Origin of the sequence: Pleurocapsa minor HA4230-MV1, assembly GCA_019359095.1 — a bacterium.
GTDB lineage: Bacteria > Cyanobacteriota > Cyanobacteriia > Cyanobacteriales > Xenococcaceae > Waterburya > Waterburya minor.
The window spans coordinates 64,186-79,807 of sequence record JAHHHZ010000017.1; the positions used below are offsets into that span (position 1 = coordinate 64,186).

A 15,622-nucleotide genomic window follows, 5' to 3' on the forward strand; every position below is an offset into this window, starting at 1 on the left:
ATTTATTGAGGGAGGATGTCAAAATAAGCTTCCATAACCTGCCTAACCAAAGGTGCAGCCAAAGAACCACCCCCACCACCAGAATGTTCGAGGAAAGCGACGACGACAACTTCTGGCTTTTCATAAGGGGCATAAGCGCCAAACCAAGTATGAGAGTCTCCTGGAGGAGCTTCCGCTGTTCCACTCTTGCCTGCTCCTGGAGGAATAGTCGGGGAGTTGAGTTTAGTTCCAGTACCACTGTCCACTACGGCCCTAAGTCCTTTGCTGATGGTGTCAATAGTGGTGGGTTTGAAATTGAGATTAACCTTTTCAGGCGGTTTTGCCGTTTGGACTAAATGAGGCTGTACTCGATAACCATCATTGGCGATCGCACTAAACATGACCGCGATCTGTAACGGTGTGGCGGTGGTAAAACCTTGACCAATAGACATATTTACCGTATCCCCTACAGTCCAACCCCAGTCATCAAAATTAAGCCGTTTCCAGGCATCATCGGCAATTAAGCCTTTTGTTTCTCCGTCTAGCTCAATTCCCGTTGGTTGACCAAAGCCATACAGCTTGGCATATTTAATTAGGGTTTCGCCACCAGCACCCTGGCCAATTTGACCAAAGAAAGTATTACTACTCCAAGCAAGAGCTTGTACAAAGCCCAAGGGGCCAAAACCACTTTTATTCCATTCTCCAAATCTCGTACCACCCACAGATAAATAGGGATAAGTCCCCAATATAGTATTAGGAGCGAATTTCCCGCTTTCCATCCCCGCAGTAGCGGTCACAATTTTGAAGGTAGAGGCGGGAGGAAAAGCCCGTAAAGCCATATTCAGAAAAGGATTTCCTTGAGACTGTAATTCTTGCCAGACTTCTGGAGTAACGTTACTGGAAAAGATATTGGGGTCAAAACTAGGATAGCTCGCCATCGCGATGACAGCACCACTATGGGGATCTAGAGCAACTATTGCACCCTTTTTTGTGCCTAATGCTGTTTCCGCAGCTTTTTGAACTTTGGCATCAATGGTTAAAGTCAGATTTTCTCCTGATTCGGCTGGCTTTTCCCCTAACCAGCTAATTACCTGTCCAGAGCCATTTACTCCTAGTTTCAATCCACCCCATTGTCCTCTTAGTTGAGCTTCATAACTAGATTCTACGCCCATCTTACCCATGACATCTCCCAAACGATAGCCCCGCGACTTTCTCTCGTTTAGCTCTTCTTGGTTTAGCTCTCCTGTATAGCCTAAAATATGCGCTGCCAGTTTACCTTGAGGATAAAAGCGGACTTTATCAATATCTGTTTCTACCCACTTGAGCATCGGCTTATATTCTTCAAAGGCGGTTACTTGCTCTGGAGTTAAGTTACGACCAATAGGGATGAGGCTGGGATAGTTGTATCCTGCTGCTTCTACTGTTTGTTGAAGTTCTTTTGGGTTTATTTTGAGGATTCGGGCGATAATTTGCCGATTTGTGACCCAATTTTGCTCTTTTTGCGCTTTGGGCCAGAGATATGCGGAATAGGACTGTTTACTAGTCGCTAACATTTTGCCGTGGCGATCTGTAATATTACCCCTGACAGGTTGTTTGGGAACAATACGAGTCCGATTGTCCTCAGCTTTTTGCTGGTTGATTGCTCCTTGCTGTAACTGTAGATAACTTAAGCGCCAGCCAATACCCCCAAAAAAAATGATACTCAGAACTGTCATTATGGGAATGATCTGAAGTTGAGTACCAAATAGGCGATCGCGATATTTTCCTGAAGGGGAATCTTGATAATTTTGAAATTTATTTTTTACAATAGAACCCATAATTATTGAGCAGTCGTTAATAGATCTATTTTTATTGTTCCCTTTCTGACAATGATTCAGATCACCAAGATAACTGAGTCATCTACTTAAGAGTGCTGGAAAAGTTTTCAAACCAGCCTCTGCGCCAAAAGAAATAAATTAAACCTCCCGCTGTAGCCAGCATGATTGCCCAACAAAAAACATAACCCCAATACCACTCAAGTTCGGGCATATTAAACGGAGAAATGTCGGGATTAAAGTTCATTCCATAGATTCCTGCGATAAAAGTTAAGGGAATAAAAATACTAGAAATCACCGTTAACAGCTTCATTACCTCGTTCATTTTGTTGCTAATTGCCGAAAGATAAATGTCTGTCAAACTAGAAGCAAGTTCGCGATAGGTTTCGATAATGTCAATAATTTGGACTGCATGGTCATAGCAGTCGCGCAAAAAGACTAAGATTTCTGGGTTGATTACAGTACTACCATCTCTAATTAAGGTGTTCAAAGCATTGCGTTGGGGCCAAATCGCTCGTCGCAGCGCTAGTAATTCCCTTTTGATTTGATATACTTTTGCCAAACTTTGATTACTAGGATTAAAAATCACTTCATCTTCCAGATTTTCAATCTTTTCGCCATAGATTTCTAGGATCGGAAAAAAACCATCAATAATCGCATCCCATAGGGCATAGGCTAAATAATCTGCGCCCATGTTTCTAATTGAACCCTTGTTAAACTTAATCCGTCGGCGTACTGGTCGAAAACAGTCTTTGTCGGAATCTTCTTGTACCGTCAAAAGATAATTTTGACCAACGACTAAACTTACCTGTTCTAAAGAAAAGCCTGTTCCCGATGGCTTAGGCACTACCATTTGCGTAATAATCACCAGCTGCTGTGGGTAATCTTCTACTTTTGGTCTTTGAGGAACATTGACGATATCTTCTAATACCAAAGGGTGTAAGCCAAACACTGTTCCCAACCTCTGCAAGATCTTTTCGCTACCCAAACCCTTAACATCCACCCAAGAAACTGATTCCGTAGTCATGTGTTCTGCACAGGCTTCAGGAGTTAGGTTAATTGTCTGCTGAGCGCGATCGCGATTATAGTCAATCAACACTATATTTGTAATTTCGGCATCATCTTCAATATTGAGCGTCCCTGGAATACTTCCTGGCTGTTCATAGGAATAGTCAAATAAATCTTCCTCTTCTTCGGCGGACAATACGGCTTTGTTTGAATCTAATTGCTGTTCATAACTCATAAGATGATGCAAGTCCTAATATTACTAGACTAATTATGACCCAAAAAAAATACCAGCGATCGCGATCGCTGGCTAATTAAAATTGTTGTTGTTTAAGTCTGGAAAAATCTTTAGTTGTGCGTTCCCCAACGAGACAACTCTCAAAATCTCTTGACCCGATAAGAATTGTAACAGAATATACGCTATTTTTGTAAAAAAATAATAATTGTATTAACTGTTACACCAATTATACGCTAGTAAATTGTATGTGACTGTGACTTAGATCGAGTCACGGTGAGGCAGACAATCAATTAATCGTCCCAGTTAAAGGAGAACTAGCCGTAGCATATTGCTTAACAGGGATTCTCCCCGATAGATAAGCGAGTCTTCCCGCAACCGCAGCTAAACCCATTGCCTGTCCCATAGCTACAGGATTTTGTGCCAAGGCGATCGCGCTATTAACCAGCAGTGCGTCTGCACCCATCTCCATCGCTAAAGCTGCCTCACTAGGAGTACCGATACCTGCATCTACTACTACGGGGACATTTGCTTCTTCAATAATAATGGCAATATTAGCAGCATTATTAATTCCCTGTCCCGAACCAATGGGCGAACCCAAGGGCATAACGGTGGCGCATCCTGCCTCCTCTAAGCGCTTTGCTAGTAACGGATCGGCATTGATATAAGGTAACACGGCAAAACCTTCTTTAACAAGCTGTTCTGCTGCCTGTAGCGTCCCAATCGGGTCTGGTAAAAGATATTTGGCATCAGGAATCACCTCTAACTTAATAAAGTTGTTCTCTTCCTGTCCTAGCAGCTTTGCCATTTCTCTACCCAAACGAGCTACTCTAACGGCTTCCTCGGCAGTTTTACAACCTGCGGTATTGGGTAACATCCAGATTTTGCTCCAGTCGATCGCCTCGGCTAATCCTTCGTGTCCTGGTGCTTTGGTTTGCACTCTGCGTACGGCAACAGTAATAATTTCACATCCACTGGCTGCTACGCTTGCTTGCATTACCTCCATACTGGGATACTTCCCTGTACCTGTCATCAGACGGGAGTTAAAGGTGCGTCCAGCGATGATTAGGGGTCGATCGTCTTCGATAGTGCGATCGTCTAATAAAGCAGTTGTAGCAGCAGATAAGGGAGCTTGAGGAGTAGATTCAATCTGTAGGGGTAGTCTGGGGTTGCTTAGGGTCATATTTGCAGGTTGATGAAAACGTTGATAGCTAAATTCAGCTAATAAAGGATCGGACTTCTGTTCTAAAATTAAATCTGCCATCAGCGAAGCAGTAATCGGTGCTAGCAGAATTCCATTGCGATAATGCCCTGTAGCCAGGAATAAGTTATCACAGGCACTACGACCTAGTATAGGCAGTTCATCAGGTGTTCCAGGACGAAAACCCCACCAAAATTCTTCAATTTGCCAGTCTGCTGCTGCGGGGTATAGTTCTGTCGTTTTCGCCAATAAGCTTTGAATACCTTGAGGTGTATTAAACGGTGTCCAGTCTACTTCTTCTACTGTTGCGCCAACTATTAGCCTACCGTCTTGGCGCGGAACTAGATAGACCCCCTCGCCATATAAAATCCGCTGTAGAGGAAAAGGCTGGTGTAGCTTTTGGGGCATCTTCAGCGCTAGCATTTGCCCTTTTACTGGACGCACAGGCAAAGGCATTAACTGACTCGACCATGAGCCAGCCGCCAAAACATACTGCTGGGCTGTTAGCTGTCCAACATCGGTTAATACGCCGTCAACTCGACCCTGCTTTTGTTGAATAGCCTTGACGCTAACTCCTTCTTTTAACTCTATGCCTAATGTTTGAGCAGCCTGCAATAGCGATCGCATTAAAGAGCGATTATCCACCTGTCCATCTTCGGGATACCACCAACCACCAGCGACGCGATCGCTTAATCCTGGTTCATAGAGTTTAATTGCTGCTCGATCTAACCATGCTGCACGATCGTCTGCGGCGATCGCTTGAGGCGCACTGTAGGTAGGGGCAAGAATTCCGCATGGTAAATAGCCAGTCTCGATCCCCGTCAATTCTTCCAGCTTTTGCGTCCATTCAGGATAAAGCCAACGCGATCGCAGACACAAATCTAACATTGGTGCAGAAGCAAGTTTTTCTGCTAATGGTGCTAACATTCCTGCTGCGGCGTGGGATGCTGCTTGAGTAAAATCTTTGCTAACTACGGTGACTTTTGCACCCTGACGTTTTAACTCGATGGCGATCGCTAAACCAACTACACCACCACCTATAATTAGAATATCTCTTGCTGCTTTCATATTCCTTAAGCCATTATCTTCATTACTCTAGCGTGAAAATAATCCTGGATAAAAAAACTTAATTTATAGCAAAGCAAGTATAACTTTAGACATCAATTGTTAAATGAGAATAGCCAAGTAACTTTTAGGTTGAAATTGGTTTTAGATCATTTGCCTTGATACTTTAATTGAATTTGCTCAACCCTTCTGCCTTCTGGCATTTCTTGGCAGGCAAACAATAGCGCTACCAGTAAAACAACCGTAAACAAACGATTGAACAGCAAAAATAAATCATTAGACACAACTTTAGTAATCTCCGTACACCCTATGCCTATTATGGTGGTATAATTTCAGGAAATTTTTCTCCGTATTATTACAGGTATTCAATTGGCACAATAGAGTTTAAATCTTCCAGAAGTCATAACCAGCATAAAAAAATCAATTTGACAGAAGCGTTTCACGAGCAATCGTGGCTCGTGATGAATAAAAGAAACAACATCAGTCACAGAGGAGAAAACCCCTTAATATTAATGGTGGTCGCCTGACAGTCAAGACCGAACTCTCATTGGTGCGATTGCGCCCGTACAGAAGCGTGGTTCTAGATGTTGTTTCTTAGGAGAAAGTTAACTACTCTTCCAAGTGCCATGAAAACTAGGAGGAATGACACTAGGTAATGCCAAACGACAAATAGGCGGTTCTGACAATCGATCGCTTTGATAAATTCTGACTTCACTACTATCGGTATTGCCATCGTAAACCACAGTTAATAACCAACCCTGTTCGGGATTATTCTGGCTGGGGACTAAAATCGGTTCGCTAGGATAGCAGTTTTCACCTAGGTCGGCGATCGCCATTTTACCAGTTTCTCGATCGAAGCAGGCGATCGCATTAAATAATTCTGACCCATGAGTTACCCCATCCCGATGTATATTTAAGTAGGTATAACGCCAATTCTGACCAACTTTGGCAGGAGAGACTAAAGGAAATTCATCACAGGTAGCTAATATTTGCTGGTTACTGATTACTTGTGCTGTTTGTGGCTCGATAACTAGTGACCACAAAGTCCCTGGTGCGCTAGTTTCGCTATAGCCAGAAGCGATTTCTTTCAGGTACTGATTGGTAGCAAAATCTTCATAGCGGGTAAATTCAGTCACAATCTTACCGTCTCGATCTACGTAACCATTGACAAAATGCCATTGAAACCAAGGATCGGTTTGACCACGACTGACTAAAGATAGATCATCGCGATCGAAGATTAAAATTTCTGTACCTAATTCTGGTTTCCATTCCAGGGAATCACTATAACTTTTTTGTCCCAACATCACAGCAGGAAGACTCACTCGTACTGGAGAAACCAAAAAGATTAAATATTGCCCTGCAAAGCAAAAGTCATGAATCAGAGGCAACCCCGTAAGAGTGTAGGAATTTTGTTGCTCAAGCCTACCTGTAGGATCGCAGCGATAAAGATTAAGGGTGCCGTTTACACCACCAACTACACCGAAATTAAAAATATTGCCTGTCACGGGGTCAACTTTAGGATGGGCGGAAAAAGGTTGCTTGTCTGTTAACGCAGATAGCTGATCGAGACCAATAGTTGCTAAAGTGTTTAAATCTAAAGCATGAGGCTGACCTCCTTCCCAAAGAGCTAGTAGACGGTCGGGTAAAGCTAAAACCGAAGTATTAGCTGCGTTTTTAATCGGTTTGAGCCAATTATTCCAAAACGCCCCCGCAGCCGTCATCCCGTAGTTGGGATAGATAAAGGCATCTGCTGATTGTTCGTCTGTATAGCCCTGAGTTTGTACGTAACGGTAAACCCCAGTTGCCCCTGTATCCGTAAAATGAATGCCCAAAATAGCACCATCACCGTCAAACCAATGTCCTGCCCGTTTTGCTCCTCTAGACAGCCTACCAGGGCCATTACGGTAGAGTGAGCCACGCAAATCCGAGGGTATTGCACCAGAGATAATTGATAGCGGTGTTAAATCAAATTCTGTAGCGGGTTGGGCGATCGCTTTTGACCAGGCTTTCTGTTTAGATTTAGTTATCATCAGACTCTTAATTGGTTTTTATAACTAATTCAAAATTTATCCTAAAGGACGACGCGAAGCTAGTGCTTTAGCATACACTTCGTTATGGAACAGCGGACAACGAGATATTAGCAATGATAAGAAGTAAAAAATTGTCTAAACTCTAGCTATAGTTTTAGATTAGCTTAATCCAACTTCAATATTTAATACAACATGCAAAATATAAATTCAGCAGAAAGCGATCGCGCTTTTGGATGAGCAAAATAACTTCAGACAAACAAATAATCGTTTCAAGAATAGCTTGTTGCCTACCAAATTAACCCACCGATTGCCTCCAGAATCTCCATCAAGTCTTACATGGATTAGCTTCGGAACGAGCGATCGTCAGGTTAGCGCAATTCATTCAGACGGCTGCGATCTCGTCCGTTCCCCAACGTGAGTGGTCATAAAGTTACGGATATGAGTGGTGATCGCCTCCCCATCTTCTTCCAAAGCAAAATGTCCCGTATCGAGTAAATGAAACTCAATGTTTTTTAGGTCGCGCTTGTAGGGATAAGCACCTTCGGCAGGGAAAATGTAGTCGTTCTGACCCCAAACAATTAGGGTGGGGGGTTGATGTTTACGGAAATACTCCTGCCATTGCGGATATAACGTTGGATTCGTGCCATAGCTATAAAACAGCGCCAGTTGAATCTCATTATTTCCAGGGCGATCGAGTAAGGGTTGGTCTATATTCCAGTTATCAGGGCTAATTGCTTCGAGATTGCGAACGCCTTTGGTATATTGCCACTTGGTTGCGTCCAGTCCAAAAATGTATCTAAGCTTGTCGGCATTCTCAGGAGAACGCTCCTGCCTCAGCCAGGTGATCGAACGTGTAGTCAAACTCATTCACAGTTGGCATTGAACTATTGCCATAGCCAGGATAATCGGGAGCAACGAGATGGAAGTAGTCGGCAAGCGCAGGCATTAGATTACGGAACATGTGAGATGAAGTTGGGAAGCCGTGTAATAACAGAATCGTCGGATTATCACGGGAGCCAGCTTCTCGGTAGAAGATATCTAAACCATCAATTGAGACTGTATGAAATGTGGTTATTAGCTTACTCCTTGTAAATTAAAAAAGGGAAGACAAGTTATCGCTGGAAATAGTCGCGCCAACTTTGGGGCAAGGCTTCAAGTTGAGCAGCACGGTGAAGTAAATCTGGATTGTCTTCCTTACGCACATAAAGTTGAGTGATATCTGCAACCGTGATGTGCTGATTATCTCGGCTCACCAACTCCAGAGTGTCTCCAACGACCACTTCGCCCTCTTGCAAAACACGGAAGTAAAACCCAGTTCTACGACTCGCCAAAAATCGATTCACCATATCGGGTCGTCCAAACCGAATTCCCAGTTTGTAGCAGGGCAGTCGCGGTTGCGTCACCATCAAGGTTAAATTGCCAATCCGAAAGCGATCGCCAATGTTCACGTCCTCCTCTTTCAGCCCAGTGGTTGTAAAATTTTCACCAAAGATACCGAGCGACAGATCCATCTCAGGCAATTCACTTCGCCAGTAATCGTAATGCTCGAACGGATAGACATAGACTGCTTTATCTATCCCTCCATGAACAGTGAGATCGGCTTGTTCTTCGCCATCTAAATTGAGCGATCGCACCATCACCCTTTCACTGACTGACTCTTTAAATATTCCAGTACTAACTGTTCTCCCTTTCCAGATCACTTTGCGTGGAAGTCCTACATTGACAGAGATGAGTTGCATATTTGGCTCCAAGTCTTGGATGACATTATTACTATTTAGATGGTGGAGGGACGATCTCGATACCGTTTTGTTACCATCGCTTGGGGTTTAAAGCCTTGTCCTTCTAGGACAACTTCTCGATAGCTTTTAGCCATTAGCTGCGGACGCTACCGCGTCCCAGTCGTCGTAAGACGACGATCTGCGCGAAGCGCTGCGCTTTTAGCTTCAATCAATTTGCAAGGCTCAAGATTAGTCTAATTGCGTATTCTAAGCCGATTAAAAAAGCTAAGAGCTAAGAGCTAGAATCACCGATCGTTCACGACGGTGAGCAGTCAAAAGTTGCTGCTAAGTTCACTAACGTTAAAATGTGAGTCTATTGCTCCTGTTTTGGTCGATTTTCATCGTGTATTGCTCCAAAACTTGATCGCTATTGAGGATCGTCCGCAACTGAACTGTGGGCTTGTGGCTCTTGGCTGCGTTGCTGCATATACCCCCGTCGTGCTTTTGCCATCTCCTGATAAACATGCTTGCGAGCTAAATTGACACTACCCAAAGGTGCGTGTGCGTGAAGGGTATGCCAGGGATTGAACGACAAACCCTCATCCAAACGCTTCCGCTCGTCGAAGTCGAATTTCTGAGCGGGAATTTTGATGGTGGCGAGTTTGATAAATGGTGAATCTTCCTCTTGCCATTCCTGCATCGGATTTTCGCTCGGAGTTTTCTCCTCATCGACATAAAGCTGCACCAAGAAGTCGAAGGTGGCATCCTGATTCTTAACCGACAGATAATCGATTGCAGCTACCCGCAGATAATTTTCAACGTCGGGAATTACTGTCGGAGCTTCTTGCTGATGCGGTTTAATGGCATACTTGATAGCTCGATCTCCCAACTGATAGGGAGTTGTACTCCAGTATTGAATTAGTAGCGGATTCGCCACCTTTTTACGGCTAATGGCTTGCAGGATTTCAAAAGTAGGTGCTAGCGATCGCAATTCTTCTTCATCTGCTTTGCCAACGGTGGCTTTCGTCAGAGTGGCAAAACCTTGGGCATCGCGCACCAAAAATACGGGATGATTGAGGAGCAGAAAATCTTGAGTTTCTAACTCGTCATCGATGACTTTTTCACCCTCTACTTCCAGAAGTTTGATCGCTACAGCCCGAATATCGGGTTCGAGATCCGACTTGAGTTTTCCCCGCTTTTCGGCATCGGAAGCGTTAGAAAAACGCACCCAAATTGGATAAGTTTTAGGCTGGGTAAAGATGCCGACCTTGAACGAGTCAGGCAAATTATCTTCAATAATGAATTCCCCCCAAACTAAGCCGTGACTTTTAGGATGATCTTTTCGCAGGTCTGGGCCTTTTTCGCCTTGAACGTTGAGATCGATTTCTAAAATGGTATTGGTCGCCGCTTCCTGGTCAGCAGGGGAGAGATTAGATTGGCTCATTGTTTTTTTTCTCCTGAATTAGTGTTTTAATCTCTGAGGCATTCTCCTTGTTAATTGGCGATCGCTTTCTGTTCTTGCTGTGAAACACCACCTGCGGCTTTAATTAAATCTGCACCAGCCCAGACCGTGAACTCCCCTTCCAGCGTGTAGAGTTGTTCGGAATAGCGCGTGTGGCGATGGAGTGGTGTTTGTGTACCTGGAGGGATATAACCCTCAATTAGATCGTATTGACCTCCAGTGGTGGTGGCATCGGCAATGATGGTGAGACGAGTGCTAAAAAGCCAGAGAGGTTGTGTTATGAGTTTGCTCCTGTTAATATAGAGATCCTGAATGATTGAAACTAGCTGTGTACCAGATGTAGTTGATAAAAGTTTTGACCTTTGACATTTCAGTGAGCATATTTGATTTGGGTTTTCAAATCGATCGCCGTTGCTAAACTTTGATTTAATAGGGTATTCACTTGCGATCGGATTTCTGTGGGAATATCAATTCGGGTTGAGTAGACAAATAATTTAGTATTATTCCGAGTAGTAGTAGCAGCCATAGGTTTTACTCTCAATATGTTGTTTTGTAACAAGTAAACGTTTAGGGAAACACTAGTTTGGGTTTGGGTGCATGACTCAAGTAAATGTGAGCCGATGCTTTCAGCACAATTTCGGAGTAGAGAATTTTTTGAATTTCTAAACTGGGTACTCGATTGGCAAGTGTTTGGTAAGCTATAATTTCTCCTTCAAGGCTAAAATCAGCACCCGCTATACAATGGAAATAGTCGTGAATTGCTAGAAAGGCAAAACCATAAAACGGATTCGGATAAATCTTACTATCGTAACTATCAGCCGACACCCAGAGATGCTCTTGGGCAATATCCGCGCACATTTCCGCAGCATTACGGTAGCGCATATAGTCCGAGAAGATAGGATTAATTGGAAGCTGTTGAAACTCACCCATGAGCCAGTCACAGAGTTCTTGTTGAGCTATGTCTGAGATTTCGACTGACTCTCCTTCTAGGTAGAGTTTGGCAAGGGTTTCTAATTTATGTGCCATGAAATTACCTCTGAGGGTATGCGATCTGGGTCACCTAATTAAAGTTAGTCTTCTCGAACTAGAATCCCTTTACCTTGACGGTAGTAGGGAACTGTGAGGACTCTGTGAGGAAACTATGGCGGTTTTGCTTGCTGACAAAAGTTTAAAGTGTATTCCAACTCTTTCGTAGGTAGCAATTCAGATAAAATTTGCTAGCTGAGCGCTCAAGCGATCGCTATCAATAAAGTCATGGTTTGCTAACTACTCCTCCAAAGATATTCAATGAAACAAGAAAGATCGAGAACTGCAATGCTTACAGGGTAAAAGATGATGAAACAGTTTCAACAACAAATGAGTGATCATTGAAAGTTGCGATCGCCATGACGACAGTAGTTAGGTGATTGGTGGGTTTTCACCTTGGACTTAAATTGTCTCGCTAATCGCTCGATTTATTTCGGCTTGCCTCCACAAGCTGAAAATTTCAGCACAACCTTTCCCGACAGATTCACTCACGAGCAAAATTTTTTAACAGCGATCGCATTTTTGGGTGAGCAAAATAATCTCAGATAAGCAAATCATCGTTTTAGGAATGACTTATTGCCTATCAAATATACCTAGTTCGATGTCCTCATGGCGATCGCTTTTGACCAGGCTTTCTGTTTAGATGTAGTTATCATCAGACTCTTAATTGGTTTTTATAACTAATTCAAAATTTATCGAACAACGGACAACGATATACTAGCAATGATAAGGAGAAAAAAATTGTCTAAACTCTATATATAGTTTGAGATTAGCTTAATCCAATACGACATACAAAATATGAATGCAGGAATCGACTTACAAGGAAGTTTTGTCCAAACTCTCCAAGATTTTGGGCTTCCCCACGGTTTAGCTAAAGCAATTTGGCTACCGTTACCAATGTTATTGATGATTATTGGTGCAACCGTGGGAGTTTTGGTAGTAGTTTGGCTAGAGCGAAAAATCTCTGCTGCTGCTCAACAGCGTATCGGCCCAGAATATGCGGGCCCTTTAGGCGTATTACAGCCTGTTGCTGATGGTATTAAACTGGTTTTTAAAGAAGACGTTATCCCCGCTAAAGCTGATTCATGGTTGTTTACCATTGGCCCAGTCTTAGTGGTAGTTCCCGTATTTATGTCCTTTCTCATCGTACCTTTTGGACAAAACTTAGTAGTCACAGATTTAAACGTGGGGATTTTTATCTGGATTTCTCTATCTAGTATTGCTCCTATTGGTCTATTGATGTCGGGTTATGCTTCTAATAACAAATACTCGTTATTAGGTGGATTGAGAGCCGCTGCCCAGTCTATTAGCTATGAAATTCCCTTAGCATTATCAGTACTGGCGATCGTCATGATGTCTAATAGTCTTAGTACAATAGATATTGTCGAGCAACAGTCAGGCTATGGCATTTTAGGTTGGAATATTTGGCGACAACCCGTAGGTTTTATTATCTTTTGGATTGCAGCCCTAGCTGAATGTGAGCGCCTTCCCTTCGATTTACCTGAAGCAGAAGAAGAATTAGTTGCTGGTTATCAAACAGAGTATTCAGGAATGAAGTTTGCTTTGTTCTATCTTGGTTCTTATGTGAACTTAGTTTTATCAGCTTTAGTGTTTGCTGTTCTCTATTTAGGTGGTTGGGAATTCTTTATTCCTCTAGATCGTTTAGCCGATTGGATTGGCGTTGCTGATACGACTCCCTGGCTGCAAGTATTGACTGCTGCATTAGGCATCATTATGACTCTGGTAAAAGCTTATTTCCTCGTATTTATCGCCATCTTATTACGTTGGACTGTTCCCCGTGTGCGGATCGACCAATTACTAGACTTAGGCTGGAAATTTCTCTTACCAGTTTCTCTAGCTAACTTATTGATTACTGCTGCCTTAAAACTATCTTTTCCCGTAGCTTTCGGTGGCTAATTAGCGCAAAAAGTATTTAACTTAAAACAAAGCACAGCAAATATCATGTTTAATATCCTCAAACAAGTGCAGGACTATGCCCAAGAGAGTTGGCAAGCTGCTAAATACATTGGTCAAGGTCTTTCCGTCACCTTCGATCACATGTCTCGTCGTCCTGTCACAGTCCAGTATCCCTACGAAAAACTAGTTCCTTCTGAACGCTATCGCGGTAGAATTCACTACGAATTTGATAAGTGTATCTCCTGTGAAGTTTGCGTTCGCGTCTGTCCGATTAACTTACCCGTAGTTGATTGGGAATTTGACAAGGTAGCTAAAAAGAAAAAGCTGAAGCATTACAGTATTGACTTTGGGGTTTGTATCTTCTGTGGCAACTGCGTCGAATATTGTCCCACTAACTGTCTTTCCATGACTGAAGAATACGAACTAGCTTCCTACGATCGTCATGAGCTTAACTACGATAGCGTGGCGTTAGGACGCTTACCCTACAAAGTGACTCAAGATCCGATGGTGACACCGCTTAAAGAGTTTGCTTACCTACCTAAAGGCGAGGTTGAACCTCATGGTTTAGCCAAAGGAGTGCAACGTGCAGGAAAACGTCCAGAGGAAATCTTACAAGAGATTGAAGCTGCTAAACCCAAAGAAGAAGCTGTAAAGGAAGGATAAAGAATGAAGCATGAGGGATCGGTAACTTGTTAACTTGTTTGCTTTGCCCTTGTGTTTCTTAATTTGTCCTCAATTTTATCGATTAAGTAATTTAGCAAGAGGAGAAAAGAGTGAATTTAGCGGAAGGAGTACAGATAGTTTCTTTGGGTATTTTGGGGTTAATGATGATTGGAACAGCCTTGGGGGTTGTTCTACTCCCTAAAATTGTCCATTCTGCTTTTTTGTTGGCGGGAGTGTTTATCAGTATTGCTGGTTTATACATTCTACTCAACGCCGATTTTGTGGCAGCAGCTCAGATTTTGGTTTATGTCGGTGCGGTTAACGTACTAATTTTGTTTGCGATTATGTTGGTAAATAAGCAAGAAGATTATGTTGAACTTCCTGGACGTACGCTCCGTAGAGCGGCAACTGCGGTAGTCTGCTTCGGATTATTTGCCCTACTTGGAACAATGGTTTTAGCAACACCTTGGTCACTAGATACTACTTCTACCCCCGTAGAAAATACAATTGTGGCTTTGGGTGAGCATTTCTTTAGCGATTACCTCTTGCCGTTTGAACTGGCTTCCGTATTGCTTTTAATGGCGATGGTAGGCGCAATTATCTTGGCACGTCGTGATTTAATTCCTGAATTTTTAGTTACTGACGATAGTATCAGCACCAAACTAACTTTACCTGAGCGTCCTCGGGAGTTAGCTACCTTAAGTAGCGATCGCGATCAACAATAGATTTAGTCTGATTAATTATTCAGTAAATAAGGAGAGATAAACACAGTGCAGTTAGAATACTTTTTGTTGCTAGCAGCAGCACTATTCTGTATCGGCATCTATGGTCTAATTACTAGCCGTAATGCAGTACGAGTTTTAATGTCGATTGAGTTGATGCTTAATGCGGTTAATCTCAATTTAGCAGGATTTTCTAATTATTTAGATCCAGAAAATATTAAAGGTCAGGTATTTACCGTATTTGTAATTACCGTAGCAGCAGCCGAAGCAGCAGTTGGTTTGGCAATTGTGCTGGCTATTTACCGTAACCGTAACACTATTGATATGGAGCAGTTTAATTTACTGAAATGGTAGTCAAGGGCTTTGCCCTAGCTATAAGCTATTTACTTAAGTAATCGCGCATAAGCTAAAGGCTTTTTTTAGTCAATTAAGAGCAATAGCAATGATCAAAGCCGAGTTTATCCTCGGCTAATTTTTTGCTTTAATTAGAAAGCGAGAAGCGATCTCTGTTGTTGCCTATCAAAACTCTCATTTGCGACTATTGGAAGATAATTTAGTCGAGAGCAAATTTTCTGTAACAGAAAACAATCATGACTAAAAATTTATTTTAAATTAACGTTGTGCAGATGTTGCTGATTTTTATGACGGCGTTACAGCAGTTTTCGATTGAGTAGACACATTAATTTATCGAAGTAATAGGTAATGGGTAATGGGTAATGGGTAATGGGTAATGGGTTCTATCCAACTGAAATTCGCTGTAAGTTATTTAGTAGGTATCAATTAAT

Annotated in this window: 14 protein-coding genes; 4 read left to right on the top strand and 10 right to left on the bottom strand. The window is 42.6% G+C overall.

The genetic code is table 11. The annotated features are described in order from the left end of the window. Positions 1-2 precede the first annotated feature (2 nt). The 10 genes from mrdA to KME09_07595 all read right to left on the bottom strand — a co-directional run bounded on the left by mrdA (position 3) and on the right by KME09_07595 (position 11,535). Positions 3-1,796 carry a penicillin-binding protein 2 gene (mrdA, locus tag KME09_07550; protein MBW4533777.1) on the bottom strand — a complete coding sequence of 598 codons (1,794 nt, stop codon included), beginning with the start codon at positions 1,794-1,796 and terminating at the stop codon, positions 3-5. An 82-nt stretch (positions 1,797-1,878) separates the two neighbouring features. Further along, entirely contained in the window at positions 1,879-3,036 is a 1,158-nt protein-coding gene (corA, locus tag KME09_07555) for a magnesium/cobalt transporter CorA (protein MBW4533778.1), read from the bottom strand. Between the two features lie 286 nt (positions 3,037-3,322). Continuing rightward, the gene (gene thiO, locus KME09_07560) at positions 3,323-5,302 is read right to left on the bottom strand and encodes a glycine oxidase ThiO (GenBank protein ID MBW4533779.1); all 1,980 of its coding nucleotides are present in this window, start codon (positions 5,300-5,302) and stop codon (positions 3,323-3,325) included. A gap of 602 nt (positions 5,303-5,904) precedes the next feature. Then, complete coding sequence (locus tag KME09_07565) at positions 5,905-7,329, bottom strand: carotenoid oxygenase family protein (protein ID MBW4533780.1); 1,425 nt, start codon at positions 7,327-7,329, stop codon at positions 5,905-5,907. Positions 7,330-7,707: 378 nt separating this feature from the next. After that, positions 7,708-8,196, bottom strand: a complete 489-nt coding sequence (locus tag KME09_07570; protein ID MBW4533781.1) for an alpha/beta hydrolase — start codon at positions 8,194-8,196, stop codon at positions 7,708-7,710. Next, positions 8,144-8,290 carry a hypothetical protein gene (locus KME09_07575; protein MBW4533782.1) on the bottom strand — a complete coding sequence of 49 codons (147 nt, stop codon included), beginning with the start codon at positions 8,288-8,290 and terminating at the stop codon, positions 8,144-8,146. Before KME09_07575 ends, KME09_07570 begins: the two co-directional genes overlap by 53 nt. A 151-nt stretch (positions 8,291-8,441) precedes the next feature. Further along, positions 8,442-9,068, bottom strand: a complete 627-nt coding sequence (locus KME09_07580) for an MOSC domain-containing protein (GenBank protein ID MBW4533783.1) — start codon at positions 9,066-9,068, stop codon at positions 8,442-8,444. A gap of 406 nt (positions 9,069-9,474) precedes the next feature. Then, positions 9,475-10,491 carry a catalase family protein gene (locus KME09_07585; GenBank protein MBW4533784.1) on the bottom strand — a complete coding sequence of 339 codons (1,017 nt, stop codon included), beginning with the start codon at positions 10,489-10,491 and terminating at the stop codon, positions 9,475-9,477. A 388-nt stretch (positions 10,492-10,879) separates the two neighbouring features. Beyond that, positions 10,880-11,035 carry a hypothetical protein gene (locus KME09_07590; protein MBW4533785.1) on the bottom strand — a complete coding sequence of 52 codons (156 nt, stop codon included), beginning with the start codon at positions 11,033-11,035 and terminating at the stop codon, positions 10,880-10,882. 41 nt (positions 11,036-11,076) lie between these two features. Beyond that, positions 11,077-11,535, bottom strand: coding sequence for a transposase (locus tag KME09_07595; protein ID MBW4533786.1), 459 nt, complete (start codon positions 11,533-11,535; stop codon positions 11,077-11,079). 798 nt (positions 11,536-12,333) lie between these two features. Between KME09_07595 and nuoH the strand changes: the two genes are divergently transcribed. From nuoH to nuoK, 4 genes are all read left to right on the top strand, one after another. Beyond that, on the top strand, positions 12,334-13,452 hold the full coding sequence (gene nuoH, locus KME09_07600; GenBank protein MBW4533787.1) for an NADH-quinone oxidoreductase subunit NuoH: 1,119 nt from the start codon (positions 12,334-12,336) through the stop codon (positions 13,450-13,452). Between the two features lie 45 nt (positions 13,453-13,497). Next, positions 13,498-14,115, top strand: coding sequence for an NAD(P)H-quinone oxidoreductase subunit I (ndhI, locus tag KME09_07605; GenBank protein MBW4533788.1), 618 nt, complete (start codon positions 13,498-13,500; stop codon positions 14,113-14,115). Between the two features lie 110 nt (positions 14,116-14,225). Further along, positions 14,226-14,840: an NADH-quinone oxidoreductase subunit J gene (locus KME09_07610; protein MBW4533789.1), complete on the top strand. Its 615-nt coding sequence runs from the start codon at positions 14,226-14,228 to the stop codon at positions 14,838-14,840. A 45-nt stretch (positions 14,841-14,885) separates the two neighbouring features. Beyond that, on the top strand, positions 14,886-15,191 hold the full coding sequence (gene nuoK / locus KME09_07615; GenBank protein ID MBW4533790.1) for an NADH-quinone oxidoreductase subunit NuoK: 306 nt from the start codon (positions 14,886-14,888) through the stop codon (positions 15,189-15,191). Positions 15,192-15,622 lie beyond the last annotated feature (431 nt).

What these genes read in the sequence shown, in the direction of transcription:
- mrdA (MBW4533777.1), bottom strand. Translation starts at nt 1,796, where the DNA reads ATGGGTTCTATTGTAAAAAATAAATTTCAAAATTATCAAGATTCCCCT.
- corA (MBW4533778.1), bottom strand. Translation starts at nt 3,036, where the DNA reads ATGAGTTATGAACAGCAATTAGATTCAAACAAAGCCGTATTGTCCGCC.
- thiO (MBW4533779.1), bottom strand. Translation starts at nt 5,302, where the DNA reads ATGAAAGCAGCAAGAGATATTCTAATTATAGGTGGTGGTGTAGTTGGT.
- KME09_07565 (MBW4533780.1), bottom strand. Translation starts at nt 7,329, where the DNA reads ATGATAACTAAATCTAAACAGAAAGCCTGGTCAAAAGCGATCGCCCAA.
- KME09_07570 (MBW4533781.1), bottom strand. Translation starts at nt 8,196, where the DNA reads ATGAGTTTGACTACACGTTCGATCACCTGGCTGAGGCAGGAGCGTTCT.
- KME09_07575 (MBW4533782.1), bottom strand. Translation starts at nt 8,290, where the DNA reads ATGTTCCGTAATCTAATGCCTGCGCTTGCCGACTACTTCCATCTCGTT.
- KME09_07580 (MBW4533783.1), bottom strand. Translation starts at nt 9,068, where the DNA reads ATGCAACTCATCTCTGTCAATGTAGGACTTCCACGCAAAGTGATCTGG.
- KME09_07585 (MBW4533784.1), bottom strand. Translation starts at nt 10,491, where the DNA reads ATGAGCCAATCTAATCTCTCCCCTGCTGACCAGGAAGCGGCGACCAAT.
- KME09_07590 (MBW4533785.1), bottom strand. Translation starts at nt 11,035, where the DNA reads ATGGCTGCTACTACTACTCGGAATAATACTAAATTATTTGTCTACTCA.
- KME09_07595 (MBW4533786.1), bottom strand. Translation starts at nt 11,535, where the DNA reads ATGGCACATAAATTAGAAACCCTTGCCAAACTCTACCTAGAAGGAGAG.
- nuoH (MBW4533787.1), top strand. Translation starts at nt 12,334, where the DNA reads ATGAATGCAGGAATCGACTTACAAGGAAGTTTTGTCCAAACTCTCCAA.
- ndhI (MBW4533788.1), top strand. Translation starts at nt 13,498, where the DNA reads ATGTTTAATATCCTCAAACAAGTGCAGGACTATGCCCAAGAGAGTTGG.